Origin of the sequence: Fibrobacter sp. UWB7, from assembly GCF_900142945.1 — a bacterium.
Lineage (GTDB): Bacteria > Fibrobacterota > Fibrobacteria > Fibrobacterales > Fibrobacteraceae > Fibrobacter.
Genome location: NZ_FRCO01000002.1, coordinates 365,195 through 382,070, shown reverse-complemented (window position 1 = coordinate 382,070; position 16,876 = coordinate 365,195). Strand labels below are relative to the sequence as shown.

General features: G+C 46.8%; 9 protein-coding genes. 3 read left to right on the top strand and 6 right to left on the bottom strand.

What is annotated here, in order from left to right; all coding sequences use genetic code 11:
- Nucleotides 1–42 precede the first annotated feature (42 nt).
- Nucleotides 43–5,910, bottom strand: a complete 5,868-nt coding sequence (locus BUC30_RS07090) for a DUF3320 domain-containing protein (protein WP_073424195.1) — start codon at nt 5,908–5,910, stop codon at nt 43–45.
- Between the two features lie 202 nt (nt 5,911–6,112).
- On the opposite strand from BUC30_RS07090, the gene BUC30_RS16430 reads away from it, so the two are divergent.
- Nucleotides 6,113–7,696, top strand: coding sequence for a vWA domain-containing protein (locus BUC30_RS16430; RefSeq protein ID WP_073424194.1), 1,584 nt, complete (start codon nt 6,113–6,115; stop codon nt 7,694–7,696).
- A gap of 69 nt (nt 7,697–7,765) precedes the next feature.
- Here the strand turns inward: BUC30_RS16430 and BUC30_RS07080 are convergent, their stop codons facing one another.
- The 3 genes from BUC30_RS07080 to BUC30_RS07070 all read right to left on the bottom strand — a co-directional run bounded on the left by BUC30_RS07080 (nt 7,766) and on the right by BUC30_RS07070 (nt 11,839).
- Nucleotides 7,766–8,377: a hypothetical protein gene (locus tag BUC30_RS07080; protein WP_073424193.1), complete on the bottom strand. Its 612-nt coding sequence runs from the start codon at nt 8,375–8,377 to the stop codon at nt 7,766–7,768.
- A gap of 9 nt (nt 8,378–8,386) precedes the next feature.
- On the bottom strand, nt 8,387–9,577 hold the full coding sequence (locus BUC30_RS07075) for a TonB-dependent receptor (protein ID WP_073424192.1): 1,191 nt from the start codon (nt 9,575–9,577) through the stop codon (nt 8,387–8,389).
- Nucleotides 9,578–9,976: 399 nt separating this feature from the next.
- Nucleotides 9,977–11,839, bottom strand: a complete 1,863-nt coding sequence (locus BUC30_RS07070; protein ID WP_073424191.1) for a phosphoenolpyruvate carboxykinase (GTP) — start codon at nt 11,837–11,839, stop codon at nt 9,977–9,979.
- A 349-nt stretch (nt 11,840–12,188) separates the two neighbouring features.
- Between BUC30_RS07070 and BUC30_RS07065 the strand changes: the two genes are divergently transcribed.
- Together BUC30_RS07065 and BUC30_RS07060 are read left to right on the top strand one after the other, a co-directional pair.
- Nucleotides 12,189–14,771, top strand: a complete 2,583-nt coding sequence (locus tag BUC30_RS07065; protein WP_139260803.1) for a fibro-slime domain-containing protein — start codon at nt 12,189–12,191, stop codon at nt 14,769–14,771.
- Nucleotide 14,772: 1 nt separating this feature from the next.
- Nucleotides 14,773–15,831: an MBL fold metallo-hydrolase gene (locus BUC30_RS07060; protein WP_073424189.1), complete on the top strand. Its 1,059-nt coding sequence runs from the start codon at nt 14,773–14,775 to the stop codon at nt 15,829–15,831.
- 26 nt (nt 15,832–15,857) lie between these two features.
- On the opposite strand, the gene BUC30_RS07055 is transcribed toward BUC30_RS07060, so the two are convergent.
- On the bottom strand, nt 15,858–16,532 hold the full coding sequence (locus tag BUC30_RS07055; RefSeq protein ID WP_073424188.1) for a 7-carboxy-7-deazaguanine synthase QueE: 675 nt from the start codon (nt 16,530–16,532) through the stop codon (nt 15,858–15,860).
- A 14-nt stretch (nt 16,533–16,546) separates the two neighbouring features.
- A complete protein-coding gene (queD, locus tag BUC30_RS07050) occupies nt 16,547–16,876 on the bottom strand; it encodes a 6-carboxytetrahydropterin synthase QueD (RefSeq protein WP_073424187.1) in 330 nt (109 codons plus the stop codon).

Genomic DNA, 16,876 nt, shown 5'->3' with positions numbered 1-16,876 from the left:
TAAAATCGAATTTGTCTTGATAAAATGACAATGATAATGACTTTATTGCTTTATCATTGCAATGCGATTTCCGTCCTTTGCAATAAATTTCATCATGGCAGCCCATTCGATGGCTCTGTCGATGACATCCTTCATTTGCGAAGTGCATTTCGTAAATCCTGAAACTTTCGCAATCAATCGTTCCATTTCTTCGAGCTCGATGCTTATTTGACTATCGACAATCGCCTTGACTGCAAATGCAATCTCCTGCATGGGGATGTCGTCCACATTGCGCTTGAATCCGTCTGAAGGTCTCCTAAATTCAACGAGTCCCTTGCTATCCGGGTTCCAATAGAAAGTCTTGCCATTTTCTTGCTTTTCGGCAAAATGGAGATACTTACAAAAACCGTGTATGCGATTTATGAATTTTTGCGTGCGCTTGGCATTCCACAAATCCGAGAGACGAGCGTCGAGTACGGCAGACGAGATTGGAGATTCCGCTCTTACGATTTTCTCGATCTGACTTTTCAGAAGTTCTGTAGAAGACATATCATATATGTCGCGACCTTTGGGCGGGTGCTCCACATTTGCGAGCTGATACGTTTTGAATATCGACTGGAATGTTTTTAGCCCGGTGGTTTCATCGGAGACATTAGTCCCCATATCACCACTTGCGTTTTCCGCCGGAAGCGCCGTTTCTTCGACTGGGCTTGTTTCGACATCATCAATTAAAACGGGCTGCTTTTCCTTTTCGATGATTTGGTCGATCTTTTGCTTTATTCCCTGCACAATGCGGTCGCGGTGTTCCCTGTTCAAGAACCATTCAAATGACCACAAGCGGACAATGTTCCATCCGAGTGTTTCTAGGATACTTTGTTGTAAAACGTTTCTGTCTTTTGCTGTGCGGGCTTTCTTATAGTTTTTCCCGTCGCAAAGAATTCCCAAAATGAACTTCTTTTCGTTTTCGGGATGTACAATTGCCAAGTCCATTTTAAACTTCGAACAACCGACATCCAGTTCAACGTTATAGCCTATTTTTTTCAGTTCATTTGCAATTGAAATTTTGAAGGAATCTTTCGCAGACGTTGCCCCTGCAACATGCGATACCGGGAGCGCCCTCTTGCCGTATTTTGCATAAGTCAAGAACGCTTTGAGTCCAGCGACACCTTCGGACGAAGACCTATTCAAGTCAATCTGTTCCGGCTGCAATGTCGAATACACAAGCATTTCATAACGCGAACGGGAAACCGCCACGTTCAAGCGACGCCATCCGCCGGCATTGTTGATCGGTCCGAAATTGAGCGACACGTTTCCATTATGGTCCGGTCCGTACCCAATAGAGAAAATAATCACGTCGCGTTCATCACCCTGTACGCTTTCCAGATTCTTGATGAAAATCTCCTCGCCAGACGTTTTCGACCATTCTTCCAATTTCGGATTTTTGGAGAATTCATCATCGAGCAAGTCATCAATGAGATTCTGCTGAACAACGCTAAACGTGACGACCCCGATGCTTTTTTTGCGTTCGGACTTGTCTTTTAAGCGTCTGATTATTTCTTCCACTATTAGTTTCGCTTCGGCGAGGTTTTGGCGGGTCTTGCTTCGATCGTATGTACCCTTGACCGGAATGAACTTCACGCAACCTTTTATATCGCTTGGCGACGGGAACGTAAATAACTTATGGTCATAGTATTTGTAGTTACTAAAAGCAATGAGGCTTTCGTCTTTCGAACGGTAATGCCAAAGCAAGTGCATTTCGGGCATAGAGATTGCCAAGCAATCGTCCAAAATGCTTTCCAAGTCTTCCTTGTCTAGATTGTCTTCGTCAGTATATCCCTTTTTGAAGAAGCTTGTCGGGGGCATTTGTTTGGGGTCGCCGACAACGATGAGATTTTCTCCGCGTGCAATCGCACCAACCGCTTCGCAAGTCGGTAGCTGGGACGCTTCGTCAAAAATGACAAGGTCAAATTTTGGGAATGTCGGACCGATATATTGCGCCACAGAAATCGGGCTCATCAACATGCACGGGGTCAGCTTGCGTAGTAAAGTAGGGATTGAATCGAACAACTGGCGTATGGATTTTCCCTTGCATTTGCTTGCGATGCTCCTCTTCAAAATGCCGATTTCAGATGACGACGCGACCATTGTAGAAGATGGAATATTCGCCGAAAGTTTTGCAATAAGTTCTTTACGGGTAAGCTCGGCAAATTTTTCGATGGACTGCTTGTAATGCTTGATTTCGTGTTCAATCAAGCTAGCGTTGATGTTGCCTAATTCAGAATCTTCTTCGATGTAAAGGATTATCAGTCGATAAGCAACGTTTGTTCTAAACGCAGTCGTCACATCAGAAATTGCAACTCGTCCTGATTCAATCGCACGAGAAACGCATTTTATGCCTAAATCAGCGAGAGTCTTTTTGCAGGCATTGTAATTACACCAGTCACGCAATCCGTGGAGGTTGGCTTTCCATGAACGGATTTTTTCTAGGAGCCCTGTTGTCCAATTATCGCCAAATGGAATTTCTCGTTCCATGTTTGTTAAGGTGCGAATGAACCTCCATAGATTTTGCGTTTCCTCATAGGTTCGCTTAAAATCAGCAAGAACTTTGTTGTTTCTTTCGCGGAATGTTCCTAAGTCTGCTATATCTTTGCATGCAGCGCTAATGTCGTTTGGATCATTGTATAGGCGGCTTATTATTCCGTACTGTTTCGTGCCTAGAGCGTATTGTTGTTCAAGAAGATTCCAGTCGCTTTTGTACGATTTCCAGAAATTGCCATAGGCATTCGAAAGAACTGCTGCGGATTCGTCAATCGATTTTGAGTGCCGTTTGAATTCAACCAATTTGTCCAGTATTTCGGCGACGTGGTCTTTATCAATTTTCGGGTTTTTCGCCAGACGCCTAAGTGCCGAAATTGTTTTTCTCTGACCGAAAAATTTCGGAATGAACCATTTGGCAGATGCGTCCTTCCATTCTCCGCGTAAAGCGACGGCATCGATGTCATAGATTTCAGGTTCAAATATGTTATCTATTTTATCCTGAATTTCATTTCTCAGGCGTCCATTTTTACAGGCATCCGCCAAAGCATTTTCAAAGTCAGAATTTCCCTTAAATAAAACGCCCAATGGCAATGCATCGATTGTTCCGAGATTATCACATAAAGATGATAACGCTTCGGCTTTATCTTGCGAATCAATATTCAGCGTTGTAAATTTTTGTTTGAGTTCCGAAAGGATTTCCGAAATGTGGATGACGCAATGTTCAAGTTGATCTAAGAAGTTTGAAATGTTTTCTCGCTCCGTCTCGGAATATTGGCAACAGTTCCAATCTGAAAGCGGATGACTAGACACATTTCCACAAAGTTCGCCCATGATTTTGAAACGATCACTAGCGTCCAACCATTCTTTCAATTTTGCGGAATCTGCGCTCTTTACAAGATTGCTCTTGACAGGAATTGCTCCGACAAATTCCGGATGTTCCTCGAAGAATCCAATGACGTCGTAAAGGGAATATCCTGAAGCGCGAACCTTGTGGATTTTATCCATAAGGCTATTCAAATGGACGCGCATCTTGTGGAGATTTTCGGCTTCAGATTTGTATTCGCTCGGTGCTTGGCGTTTCCCAAATTCCAATGCTGAATTCAGTTGCTTCATGACCGAAGACTTGTTTGCCTTATTGGAATGGAGCTCAAGACAAAAAGCACCAAGTCCTTGCTTCTCAAGACGGTTTTGAACAACAGAAAGGGCCGCCATTTTCTCGGCAATAAACAGCACGGATTTTCCGTTGAACAAAGCATTTGCAATCATGTTTGTAATGGTCTGCGATTTTCCGGTTCCCGGAGGACCATGCAGCACAAAGCTACACCCTTTCGCAGCAGAACAGATTGCCGCCATCTGTGAAGAATCGGCGCTTAGCGGAATTGCCATGTCCGAAGGCTTGAACGATGCATCCAATGTTTCTGATGCAACAAGTTCCGGCAGAGTTTCTGGAAGTACTCCGTCAATAAGTCCCTTGACAATCTTATTCTTGGAAAGTTCTTCACTACGTTGTCTGATATCGTTCCACATGATATATTGCGAGAACGAGAACTGTCCAATAAATGCGTAATCTACAACATCCCAGCGCTTCTTGTTTTTGATAGCTTGGCGGACTGTCGCGAAAATTTTCTTTATATCTAAACCGCTCCCGTCAATTGGCAACGGATCAAGACCGTTTATGACAAGATTGAATTCCCCACGCAGTTTCTCAAGTAACGTAATGTTGAATTGCGGTTCTTCATCGCGTTCGCGAATGATAAAGTTTTGTCCAGCCGATTTATGGACAATTTCAAGAGGCAACAAAACAAGAGGAGCATAAAGAGCTTTTTCGCTGACCTTCGTTTCGTACCATTTTAGGAATCCAAGTGCGAGGTATAGCGTGTTGGAGCCGTTTTCTTCTAGGCAGGCTCTTGCGGCGCGGTACAGTGCACGAATTTTATTTTCTGTTTCCGTCTTCCCCATGAAAGTGCGAAGGCGTTTGTTCTGGAATTCATGATCCAGAAGTTCATCGATATCATCGTCTTTGGCGATGGAAATGAAGTTGTTTTCAAATTCCTTTTTCCGTCCGTCAAAAAATTCAACAATCTTGAATTCCTCTTTTGCTGTAAGGGCGTCTTCCAAAATTCCCAAATCATTGCAAATCAGCTGAATGGACTTGCCTGTCGGTTTGAAATTCAAAAGTGAATTTCGGAGCGTCATGTTCAGGAGCTTGTTTTGCCAAATTCTCTGCTTGCTGTGTTTTACGGGACCTTCGCTTTCGTCTTTTTCTGCAATTTCGATTTCTTCGGGAGCGCTCCACGTCGTTTCATCTAGCTTTTCTTCTTGATTTTCAGGCAGTTTTTCCAAATTGCCTTCTGCATCATATTTTCTCTGCGGAATCGGGCGAATTGAATTGCCAAATCTGGCTTGTTTTACATCGATAAAAAACTGAAAATAGTTTTCTTTCAAAAGATGATTTTTCGCTTCGTTGACTGCTTTGTCAAAATCAATCTGTGTTCCTTGTGCAAAAAGAGTACATTCAACAAGACAAATTTCACCGACATCGTTGCTGACGCGTTTTGAAAGAAGGCTTAGGTCATCCTGGACTGCACTGGCAAACGTCTCTTCAACAAGCCAACAGCCTGCAAATGCGTGGTCCTTTGTCAGAACGATAATCGGGTGGAGCCACGCTTGTTCCAAACATGAGGCGTAAAGAATCGAGAGGTCTAGGCAAGTTCCCAATTTTTGCGTTGCAATTTCATCACAAGTTCTGATTTTCTGTCCTGAAATTTCAAAGCCTTGCGGAGGCATGGAGTAATGGATATCCAACTCTTCTAGAGCTGCAAAAATGGCTGCCATCTGCTTTAGCACATGATTTTCACTTTTCCTCTGGTAACCACATAATGCCCCATCACCCGTCCACGATTTCAGCTTTTCCGATGCTCGGCGCAGTACCTGTGCTACAAGCGGATGATTCGGTGTAATGTAGGCGGCAAGCAATTCGGGCAAGACATAATCGCCACCCCATTCATTATAGGCAAGTAAACTAATTTCTTGCGTCAGCCGTTCTACTTCGACCGAGTTCACGGATACCACAATTTCAAGGAGCCCTGCAAAGCGTTCTGTAATACCCATGAAAAAATTGGGATCCAGATGCAAGTCGACCACTTCCGAAAATGTCTGCCGGTCATCTGGTGATGTAATATCCGCCAATTCCTGTGGGTCGAGATTTTCAAAGGTGTATTTCGCTGGAGCTGAAAATTCCGGTTTTGCAAAAATTTCAACCGTTATCTTTTCCAAACGTTTTTCTGATATGTTGGCAATCTGCAATGAACGGATGACAGGAACACGATTCTGCTGCATTGCAAAGTTTAAGACTTTCGAAAAATCACACTTGACTTTAATTAACTTGCCCATGTAAACCTCGTGATGAAATATATATTAATGGGAATTCTCTTTTTTGCGGTGCTCTCCTCCCCTATATAAAACGCTTTGTTGCATATAGAAAATGTTTTGACAATTTTCTCAACAGAAATAGCGATATTTCAAAAATTTACACATTTTTGTTGTGTTGCTGAATTATATTTTAAGTTGTGTAAAACAAGAAGGAGGTGTTAACATGAAAAAGAAATGGTTGGCGGTTATAGCGTTTTCGCTATTGAGTACCGCTTGTAGCGACGATAATGGCGCTAATTTTGCGAGTACCGCGGGCATCGACGAAACTCCCGTAAGTGCGGGAATCGAAAGCTCCGGTGCAGAAAGCTCAAGTATCGAAAGCTCTGCCGATAGTCCCAAAGCCGAAAGCAGTTCTGCAATGTCTTCTAGCATTGAAAGCTCTGCAGAAAGTTCTACAGAAAGCTCCGCTGAAAGTAGCTCGGGAACAGAAAGTTCCTCAAGTGTTACGCCCAAAAGCAGCGCGGCAAATACCACAGATACGCCTTTTGGTGACTATGAATTTGCCCTTACTGATAGCTACGAAGGCGGTGCGGGCGCTCCTGGTGGCTTTGGCGGTGGATTCTCTGATGCAACCACTTCTACGAAAGGCGGCGGTGCCGGTGGCGTAACAGGTGGTGCCGGAGGCGTTAGCGTAACAGGCGGATCTCCAGGGGGCGCTGGTGGTGTCGGCGGAACGAGCGGTGCGGGAGGCCTTGGTGGCACAAACAACAGAACATCGGGTTTGCTCACGGCTGGTGAATGGAACGATCTCGACAATTGGAAGTTCTGGAGCGGGCTCCTCAACGAAAACAAGTATTACGAAAAAACGAGTTACTGGAAATTCTACCCCAAGAATCTTGTGGCGGTACAAGTTGTCGATGGCAATAACTCTGCTATTGCAAACGTCCCCGTGGAACTCCTTAAGGGTGGCACCGTGCTATTTACCACAAAGACGGATAATGCCGGGTTCGCTTACTGCTGGCAAAGCCTCTTTGCCAATGATAATGGCGAAATTGTTGCTGAAGATTATTCGCTCAACGTCAATGGAGCAAGCTATATCGAACCGCTCAAGTTCACCTTGCAGGGCGATGAACAAGTTAATCTTAACGTTGTCGTAAGTGCCGACGCCCAACAGGCCGCGGCAAAAGCCGATATCGCGTTCATCGTGGATGCTACGGGCTCCATGACCGATGAAATCCGCTTCCTCATTTCGGACCTCAATTACATTATCGACCACGCTAGTTCGGGCAACAACATCGCTTTGCGCACTGCAGCATTGTTCTACCGCGATCTCCAAGACGAATACATCACCCGATACGATGATTTTTCAGATAACGTTTCTACGACTCAGGAATTTGTCGCTAAACAGAAAGCAGGCGGTGGTGGCGACTATCCCGAAGCTGTTGACTATGCACTTGAAGCAGCCTTGCAAAAACTTTCCTGGAACGAATCGGCTCGTGCACGTATTGCTTTCTTAATTCTTGACGCCCCTGCGCACCATAAGGACAACGTCATCGAAAGCCTGCAAAAATCCATTGCACTCTTTGCCCAGAACGGCATCAAGATTATCCCGGTGGCTGCAAGCGGCGTGGATAAGGACACTGAATTTATGCTGAGATTCTTTGAGCTTGCGACGGGCGGCACATACGTATTCCTCACTAACGATAGCGGCATCGGAAACAAGCACATCGAGGCTTCCGTCGGCGATTACGAAGTGGAAAAACTCGCCGATTTGATGGTCCGCCTCATCAAGAAATATATAGAATAAATCGTAACCAATAACATACTCAAAGTGCCGCGACGTTAAGCAGCGGCACTTTTTTAATTCCTTTTTGGATTATTTTTCAAGAGGCGTTTCTTTAATGACTTTTTTAGCAACCCCCTTTACGACACTTTCCCAGTCGCCCTTTGTCATGGCAAAAGTGAAAGAGCTCTTGTCGTAAGCTCCGCCATAAGCTAACACTTTTGTATCATCCACAGAAACGATACTGTACATCACTTGTAGATTAAGGTTGTTGTTGCCTATGCAGCCGTTTCGGTTATGGCAAATGTCGGTGTCTCTCCAAAAGCGGATTGGATGGATGGAAACGACAATACCGCTTATTTCCTCGATCTTTTCTTTCTCTGGCAACGGGATAGCGATATAGCCATCTTCAAGAGGGGCTTGGCTCATGATAAAGGTTTCGTCTTTGGCTTGCATTACCGTATGAGGCACTTCTGTGTACGAAGAAAATGCGCTATCCATATATGCAAGCAACCATTGCTTAAATGAGTCCTCATCGCCAAAGTCATCCGTGACATCGTCGGAATTTGCAACGTAAGGTTCTGAAACAAGAATCGTAAAATTCTTGGGCGGGGTTTTCCATTGCGGATCTACCGCCAAACGCTTGCCGCCACAGCTGACTAGCAAAAGCGAGAATACTGCAACTAAACATGCTCTAAACTTCATACAACCTCCTTAGTACCAAGATGCCGGCTTCGGTTTCCAGAATCGAATGCCAACACCAATGCTTAATGTCCATTGAATTCCGTCCCAGAATCTTTCGGTTTCTGCTTTATCGTCGTTCCTGTTTGGGTCATTGCAATAATAACCGTAACCACGAGGATCGTAATTCCAATAGCTATCCCTGCAATAGTTTTCGACAAAATTCATGCGGGCTTGGGCAAATGCGGTAATGTCCCAGGAATCCGAAATCGGAAAATAGTAGTTCCCTTGTACGGCAAATGTCCAGGATTCATCATCGAGAATAGCGGCAGGCATGTCATTGCTTTTTGGGTAGACATCGACATACATGATACCGAACAGAATATCGACGGTAAACTTCTTTTTAGGGCCTATTGCGGCTCCTGCCATCAGAGAGTAAGACTTTTCCGAAATGGAGCCACCCTTGTTGTTATCGCCGATAGAAAAGTTATACTGGTATTGGAAAAATGCCCTACGGTAGCTTGCTCGTAGCGCAATTCCAAAAGCGTTCGAAACATCAAAGTTGTCGTCAAAGCCTGAAGTGGATGTCGAAGGTATACCGAACATCGCAATACCCGTCAATGCTACCCAGACATCGCGTTCTGCGATTTTCTTGGCAATTTCCTGTTCTCGGATTTGTTGCTTGATGAGCTTGTTTTCTTCTTTTGCTTGTCTCTTTTCTTCGGCGGTTCTATCAGCAAAGCCTGGCATCTGTGTTTCGACAAAGCCACGATATTCCGATTCCGGATATTTCTTCAAGAATGCATTCTTGTCTTCGCCAAGCCAGCTTGTATCGCACCTTATAGCAGGCTTGATGCTGCAGCGGTAATGGTAATCATATTTAGCTTTAAGGTACTTGAAAAAAAGTCTCAGCACATCTTTATCTTCGCGAGAGCCGTTCAATTCGGCTAGTTTTCTTTCGATGTATTCTGCTGAAACATGGCGCAAAGCGAGTTCTTCGTCATATGTGTTGAACTGGTCAAGAACGTTAAACCCGGCTTCAGATTCCTGAACTTCTTTATAATGAGTTATGTACGATAGCAGTTCATTGAAGGCTAATGCTTTCAGGTCGTCTTCTTTTGCAGCCCAGTAAAACAGGTAAGAGTTTTTCTCGTCTGTAGAGTAAAAAGATGTATTCGGATGGTTTGTCTTGAGGCATGTCACAAGGGTCTTCAATGTGTCCATGTACTCTCTAAAGCACCTTTGTTCTTCAATCTGACCCGATTCGCCTTCTGCCACCGTGAAAAAGAGGATGGAGATTGAATAATGCGAATATTTTTCAGTGCATTCGCCAAATTTCTTTGCCAGATTTCTCTTTTGTAGTGAAAGTTGCGCTAAGTTATCCGAACATTTGGCTATTTGCGTTGATGCTGCTTGTTGATTCCCCGTCTCGGTTGGTGTGAAGTTGTAGTAGAAATCTGCCAATGAGACTGAAATTGCAATTAAGATAAAGAAGAATATTTTATTTACCATAACGTAAATATAGTTTATTTCATAGCCAACTTGTTAAAAAAAATAAACACAAAATAAAAATCCCCGCTACCTTTGGGGTAACGAGGATTTTAAAGTTCCTAAAGGGAACAATTAAGCCTTATTGAGGCGATCCTGGATCATGTCGATGATTTCAGAGAGTTCCTTCGGGAGGTGCTTGCCGAACTTCGGATAGTGATTTTCCTTAACGTCAGCGAGTTCCTTCTTCCAGCCTTCCACGTCAACCTTCGTGATCTGCGGGAGAGTTTCCTTATAGTAGTCAGCGAGACCATCAGTATTGATGGCGCCTTCCTTCGGCATGTAACCGATCGGAGTTTCGACAGCGTTGTCAACACCGTTGCAGCGGTCGAAGATCCAAGCGAGCACGCGGCTGTTGTCGCCGTAACCCGGCCACATGAAGCCACCCGGAAGCTTTTCGTTGTTGGCATCCTTGCGGAACCAGTTCACGTAGAAGATCTTCGGAAGCTTGTCTTCAGTGGACTTCTGACCGATTTCGATCCAGTGCTTGAAGTAGTCACCCATGTTGTAGCCGCAGAACGGGAGGATTGCGAACGGGTCGCGACGGATCTTACCGACCTGAGAGGCGTCAATCGTAGAGGCAGCCGTGATTTCGGAACCCACGATGGAGCCGAGGAACACGCCGTGGTTCCAGCTGAGGGACTGGTGGACCAGAGGAATGGTGGACGGACGACGGCCACCGAAGAGGATTGCAGAGATAGGAACGCCTGCCGGATCTTCCCATTCCTTAGCAATGCACGGGCACTGCTTAGCCGGAGCGGTGAAGCGAGCGTTCGGGTGAGCCATTTCTTCGCCCTTCGGAGCCTTGTCCTTCGGGAGAGCGTCACGGGTCTTGCCCTTCCAGTCAACGAGCTTGCCCTTAGCCGGGTAGCCGATGCCTTCCCACCACACGTCGCCGTCTTCAGTGAGAGCGCAGTTCGTGTAGATCGTGTTCTTTTCAGCAGAAACAAGAGCGTTCTTGTTGGATTCTGCAGAAGTACCCGGGGCAACGCCGAAGAAGCCAGCTTCCGGGTTGATAGCATAAAGACGGCCATCCTTGCCAAACTTCATCCATGCAATGTCGTCACCGATGGTTTCGACCTTCCAGCCCGGGATAGTCGGGATGAGCATGGCGAGGTTCGTCTTACCGCAAGCAGACGGGAATGCGCCAGTCACGTACTTGACTTCGCCCTTCGGGTTGGTGAGCTTGAGGATGAGCATGTGTTCAGCGAGCCAGCCTTCGTCGCGAGCGAGAACGGTAGCAATGCGGAGAGCAAAGCACTTCTTGCCGAGGAGGGCGTTTCCACCGTAACCGGAACCGTAGGACCAAATGAGGCGTTCTTCCGGGAACTGCGTGATGTACTTGTATTCAACGTCAGCGCACGGCCAGATGCCGTTGTCGCTTTCGCATTCGCGGAGCGGCTTACCAACGGAGTGGAGGCACGGAACGAATTCAGCGTTCACGTCAGCGTTGAAGATATCGAGAACCTTCTTGCCAGCGCGAGTCATGATGTCCATGTTGAGAACGACGTATTCGGAGTCAGTGACTTCGATACCGTTCTTGGAAATCGGGGAGCCGAGCGGGCCCATGCAGAACGGAATCACGTACATGGTACGGCCGTGCATACAACCCTTGTAGAGCTTACGCATCGTCTGCTTGAGTTCAGACGGGTCGATCCAGTGGTTGGTCGGACCTGCATCTTCTTCCTTGACGGAGGAGATGAACGTACGGGATTCGACGCGAGCCACGTCAGACGGAAGAGAACGGAACAAGTAGCAGTTTTCCTTCTTGGCAAGCTTCGTTGCGAGGCCGGCCTTGACGCACTTCTGCATGAGGGCATCATATTCTTCCTGAGAACCATCAACGACGACGACGTTGTCCGGTTCGCACATGGCAATCATTTCATTCACCCAAGTACTGATTTTCGGGTGCTTGATATCGTTAAGAGTAAGACTCATTATGAGCTCCTATTGGTTTAACGTGTTAGATTTCGAGATATTTCGAACGCGCTACAAGATAGCAAAAAATATGGTTATTGGTCAATGTTTTTAGGTGATAGGAGGTAGGTTTTAGAGCGTAGGATGTTTTAAACCAGTCATGCCCGCCTCTTTTCATCCCAGACCCCGTTCCGGGAGAGCACCACCCTTTCAAGAACGGCTTCACCTTGTAATATATAACAGACCTGCACATCTGGATAGAATTTTTATAAAAATCACCAAACGATCTTTTTTGTTGAAAATATCAAATATTTTATATAACTTTATTAGTAAAGTTGCATTAATAGCAGTTTATCAATAAGGAGGAATTTTGAAATCGTTAAAATTTACTTTAACGACCGTTATCGCACTAACATCATCTACTGCTTGGGCGAACTTGATTCGTAAATCCGACAAGACCCCATGTTCACCGACAGTCCACTTCAAGCTGCCAGACTACTGGGAACGCGCTTACATTGACATGGGCGACACTATAATAGAAACTCCCAAGGCTGACAAAGAAAGATGGACTACAATTGCCTTCGCCGACTTAAGCATTAATGACGATAGCACATTTTACTTCAGCAGTTCTAAAAATGTCCCTTGCTACTCATCGTATCAATGTATAACGGCTAAAGGAGCCAACAGGTCCACATACGCCCCAAGAAGCGAAGGGTTTACCTGCGAATCCTTTAGCGACAAGAACAATGCTGAAGTCTGGATCCAGGAACATCCGGATCCCATGAAAGCAGACCAGCTTTACATCACCAACGCAAAGCCTAGTATTAAAAAGTTCTTTGTGCTTCCGCCGCAAAATGAAGCCTGGCTGCAATCCACTCCGCTCATCAATGAAGACGGCAAAGATCACAAGTTATACCCCAGCGATGACGCTTGCGGATGGTTTTACAGGATATACATCGACGAGCCTTTGCCAAAATCAGCAGTTGTCCACCGCGACGACGACGAACAGCTCGCCAACGCCATCGGTATAAACGGTGCCTGGGAAACGAACCCATCCGCACCGACTCCAATTATGATGGACGGAATGTACTCTTTTTTCGAAAGCGACACTCTCTATTTCATCGCCGACGAAGAGATGGCTTCGGGAATTCCCAGCGACACAAAGGGCTGGTCATCCCTCCGACCCAACATCAGCGGCAAGTGCGAATTTGAGCTCGCCGCATGGATTTATGACACCGACGCGACATTGCACGGAGCATTCACTTGCAACCCTAACTGGTCCATGGCCACCGAAGGCACCGACCTTGGCAAAGCCAATGTTTGCTTCGATGCCGCTGCCAAGTACCCCATAACCGCAGGTGCGACCGACCCCGTCCCCTGCCTCGGCATAACAACGGGCATGGTAGAATCGATGCTTTCGATTGACTCCGCGACCGGCTCCAAGAATATGAAGCTTACGAAAAAAGGCAAAAGCTGCTTTGGCGCTCAAGCCGATGAAGCATTCAAATCCATGTTTACCGCCACAAAGGGAATCAACGAAAAATACATTGTTAAAATCCCCTTCATGCGCAACCTTAACGGCATGTGGAATTTCAGTTCCGATTCTTACCAAAGCCCGGGCGCTCCCGTCAGGGGTGGGTTCTATCCCGCAGAAAACGCCCCCGAAGCTTCAGCAATGCTCTCCGAACGATTGCCCGCCGCCGAGAGCAAGCGCTTAGCAGAAGGACCGACATTCTTCTGCCCCGACAATCCCAGCAATAGCGCTTCGAAATCACCGCTCGGTTTCCGCACCGTTGATGAAAAAGAAGGATTCATGAAAAGCGATTTGATTTGCAATGGTCCTGGCTGGAGCGGTGGCATCGATTGCGAAGGTCTCTTCCTCAGTGGAAGCGAGTTATGGGCTGGAGCAGGAATGACCGACGTAGGCATCCAAGTTTCCGAAGCCCTCGGCATCACCTGGTACGAAACAGGCTGGGGCTGGTCTTGCGAAACGTTCGGCACACCTAGAGGATGGCCCAAGTATAAAGAACATACAGAAACACTGCTTAACAGTACCCAAGGCGGCTCTCACCGCTGGATTTCCACTGACGGCAAAACCGACGACGACAGCAGAATCCTCACCGGTGCCGGACGCAACCAACATTTCTGCGCCGAAATCCACACAAGATTCAGCTTTAGACACGGTTTAAAGTTCAGCTTGAGCGGAGACGACGACATTTGGGCTTTCATCGACAACAAGCTCGCCGTTGACATCGGAGGTATGCACTTGCCGGCTCCGGGATATGTCGATGTGGATAAATTTATGCCGAACGGAATCGTCGGAAAAGTATACGACCTAGACATTTACTTCTGTGACCGCAGAACGACCATGAGTAACTTCACCATCAAGACTAACATGTTCCTAGGGCAAAAGTTGATCGATACATACCCCATTCCTTGCTGCAACGACTCTACCGACGACGTAAAGATTTCCTACTTGTTCACGACGGATTCAACCGGAAAAGACCCGACCAAGACACTCATCAGCGAAGCTGATTTTGAGGCCAATCCGGTACAGGCAAATGGCGGCATCGATGTGACCAACTCGTCCAGGCCAATCACCAACGAGAACAAGCTCGCCGAAGTCTTCCCTGCTGGCAAATACTACCTCATTGTAAAAATAGGTTCAGAAAGCAGAACCATACAGCTCACAATTCCGTCAAGCACTAAAATTTCTACAAAGCGAATTGTTGCAAGCAAGGCTTTCCGAGTAAACGCCGTTGCACCGCATGAAATCGAAATTTCTTTGGAGAACAACTCAAACGCAACAAAGCAATATGCCATTATGGACATGAAGGGGCAAGTTCTTTCTATCGGTAGCTTGAGCAGCGGCAACACGCGTGTAAAAGTCCCTACATCGGGCTCTTACATCGTCAAAGTCGGACACGAATGCAAGCGTATCAATATGAGATAATATGATCACAACAATCATTTTAACAGTCCTTTTCATTTTGGGCGATGCAGGCGTCCTGTTTTTAAGCCAGGAGAGCTTTGGCAAGCTCCCGCAGGGTAAGCGCCTTGAGCGCGTCAAAAAGTCCCCGCACTACGATGGCAAGCAGTTCGTGAACGACGAAGAAACAGAATTCATGACAGGCAACAAGAGTACGCTCACTGTCTGGCGTGAATTCATGTTCAACAAAAAGAAGAACACCGTCCCCGACACGGCTTTGCATGCCATCAAGACGGATTTAAGAAAGCTCCCGAATGACAAGGATTGGATTGTTTGGTTCGGGCATTCATCGTACCTCGTAAACCTTTCAGGCAAGAAAATATTGGTGGACCCGGTGTTTTACAAGGGCTCCCCCGTCAAGTTTGCCAATAAGATGTTCAAGGGTACGGATATTTACAAGCCCGCCGACATGCCGGATATCGATTACCTGGTTATTACTCACGACCATTGGGATCACTTGGATTACGAGACTGTCACGGAGTTGGAACCGCGCGTCAAGAAGGTCGTGACCGCACTTGGCGTAGGCTCGCATCTGGAATACTGGCACTATCCCGTGAGTAAGCTTATCGAACTCGACTGGTGGGAAAAAGCGCAACTTGGCGACAGCACCCGCATTACGGCAACGCCTGCAAGGCATTTCTCGGGCCGAGATTTGCACAAGAACAAGACGTTCTGGGCTTCGTTCGTCTATGAATCGCCCAAACGTACAATTTGGATAGGCGGAGATGGCGGATACGGTTCGCACTACTCGAAAATCAAGGCAAACTTCCCGAACATTGATTTAGGGATTCTTGAAAACGGGCAATACAATCCGGATTGGGCGCAAGTCCATACGATGCCGGAATTCTTGGGGCGCGAAATGCTTGAGCTAGGCGCGAAGCGTTATTTGACAGTTCACCATTCCAAGTTCTGCCTGAGCAAGCATCCGTATTACGAGCCTCTCGAAAATGCGAAAAAGGCCGCCAAGGAATCTGGCAAGCCTTTGCTCATGCCGCTTATCGGCGAAGTTATTTATCTCGATTAGCAATCGCTTTGCAAGAAGCGCCCGCGCTATACCCCGCGCATGTCGGGATCCCACACAATTTTGTGCAGTTGCACTTGGAAGCGAGCGTTGTTTTGCGTCATCACCTTGCAACCCACCATCCAATTGACAATTTGCTCGTTGGTGAGTTCGCCCCATACCGGCGAAATAAAGATGTGCGGCATATTATCTGGAGATGTTAGCGAGAGTCGCGCGACAACGCCTTCCGCTTCCAGCAAATCTTCTACACTCCCGACAACGAACTTGAGCACGTCATTTTTGCCGAGTGAAATGATATTTTCCATCTTCATTCGGGCCGACATGCCGCTGCTTTTGCATTTCCAGTCCATCGTGTAGAAGAGCCCTGGTAACTGCCATTTGCAAGGGACCGTGCCGTTTGTTTCGATGTTGACTTCAAAGCCTGCTTCACAGAATGCGGTAAGCAGCTCGCCCACGTTTTCGTGAATCAGCGGTTCGCCACCCGTGAGCGTGACGCACTTGACACCGGATTCGTTGCGATACGCTTCAACCGCCGCAAGGACCTCCCCCACGCTCATCAGCTTAAAGTCGGGACCTTCGACCGCATACATTGAATCGCAGTAGCTACAGCGCAAATTGCAACCGTGCAGACGTACGAACACCGCCGACTGCCCCATGCGAATCCCTTCGCCCTCGATACTCTTAAATATTTCGCAAACTTTCATAAGAGCCCGCGCCCTTACACTTCGTACTCGACGGTATTGCCTTCGCTTTCCTGAACCTGCACCTTGTAGCAATACGGCACCTGTTCGCAAATCCAGCGAGCCATGTTCTCCGCCGTCGGATTAAAGTCCACCACATCGTTCAAGAACTGGTGATCGAGCTTACCCTTCACAATTTCCTTGATGTGCGAGAAATCGACCACCATGCCGTTCTCGTCGAGCGTTTCGGACTGGCAGAACACCGTGATAATCCAGTTATGGCCATGCAGGCCGCGGCACTTGCTTTCGTACGGGAGCGAGAGCTTGTGAGCCCCAGAAATTTCAATACGCTTGATAACTCTGTACAT

Excerpts from the sequence above, each read along its gene's own strand:
- BUC30_RS07090 (WP_073424195.1), bottom strand. The coding sequence starts at position 5,910 with ATGGGCAAGTTAATTAAAGTCAAGTGTGATTTTTCGAAAGTCTTAAAC.
- BUC30_RS16430 (WP_073424194.1), top strand. The coding sequence starts at position 6,113 with ATGAAAAAGAAATGGTTGGCGGTTATAGCGTTTTCGCTATTGAGTACC.
- BUC30_RS07080 (WP_073424193.1), bottom strand. The coding sequence starts at position 8,377 with ATGAAGTTTAGAGCATGTTTAGTTGCAGTATTCTCGCTTTTGCTAGTC.
- BUC30_RS07075 (WP_073424192.1), bottom strand. The coding sequence starts at position 9,577 with ATGGACACATTGAAGACCCTTGTGACATGCCTCAAGACAAACCATCCG.
- BUC30_RS07070 (WP_073424191.1), bottom strand. The coding sequence starts at position 11,839 with ATGAGTCTTACTCTTAACGATATCAAGCACCCGAAAATCAGTACTTGG.
- BUC30_RS07060 (WP_073424189.1), top strand. The coding sequence starts at position 14,773 with ATGATCACAACAATCATTTTAACAGTCCTTTTCATTTTGGGCGATGCA.
- BUC30_RS07055 (WP_073424188.1), bottom strand. The coding sequence starts at position 16,532 with ATGAAAGTTTGCGAAATATTTAAGAGTATCGAGGGCGAAGGGATTCGC.
- queD (WP_073424187.1), bottom strand. The coding sequence starts at position 16,876 with ATGTACAGAGTTATCAAGCGTATTGAAATTTCTGGGGCTCACAAGCTC.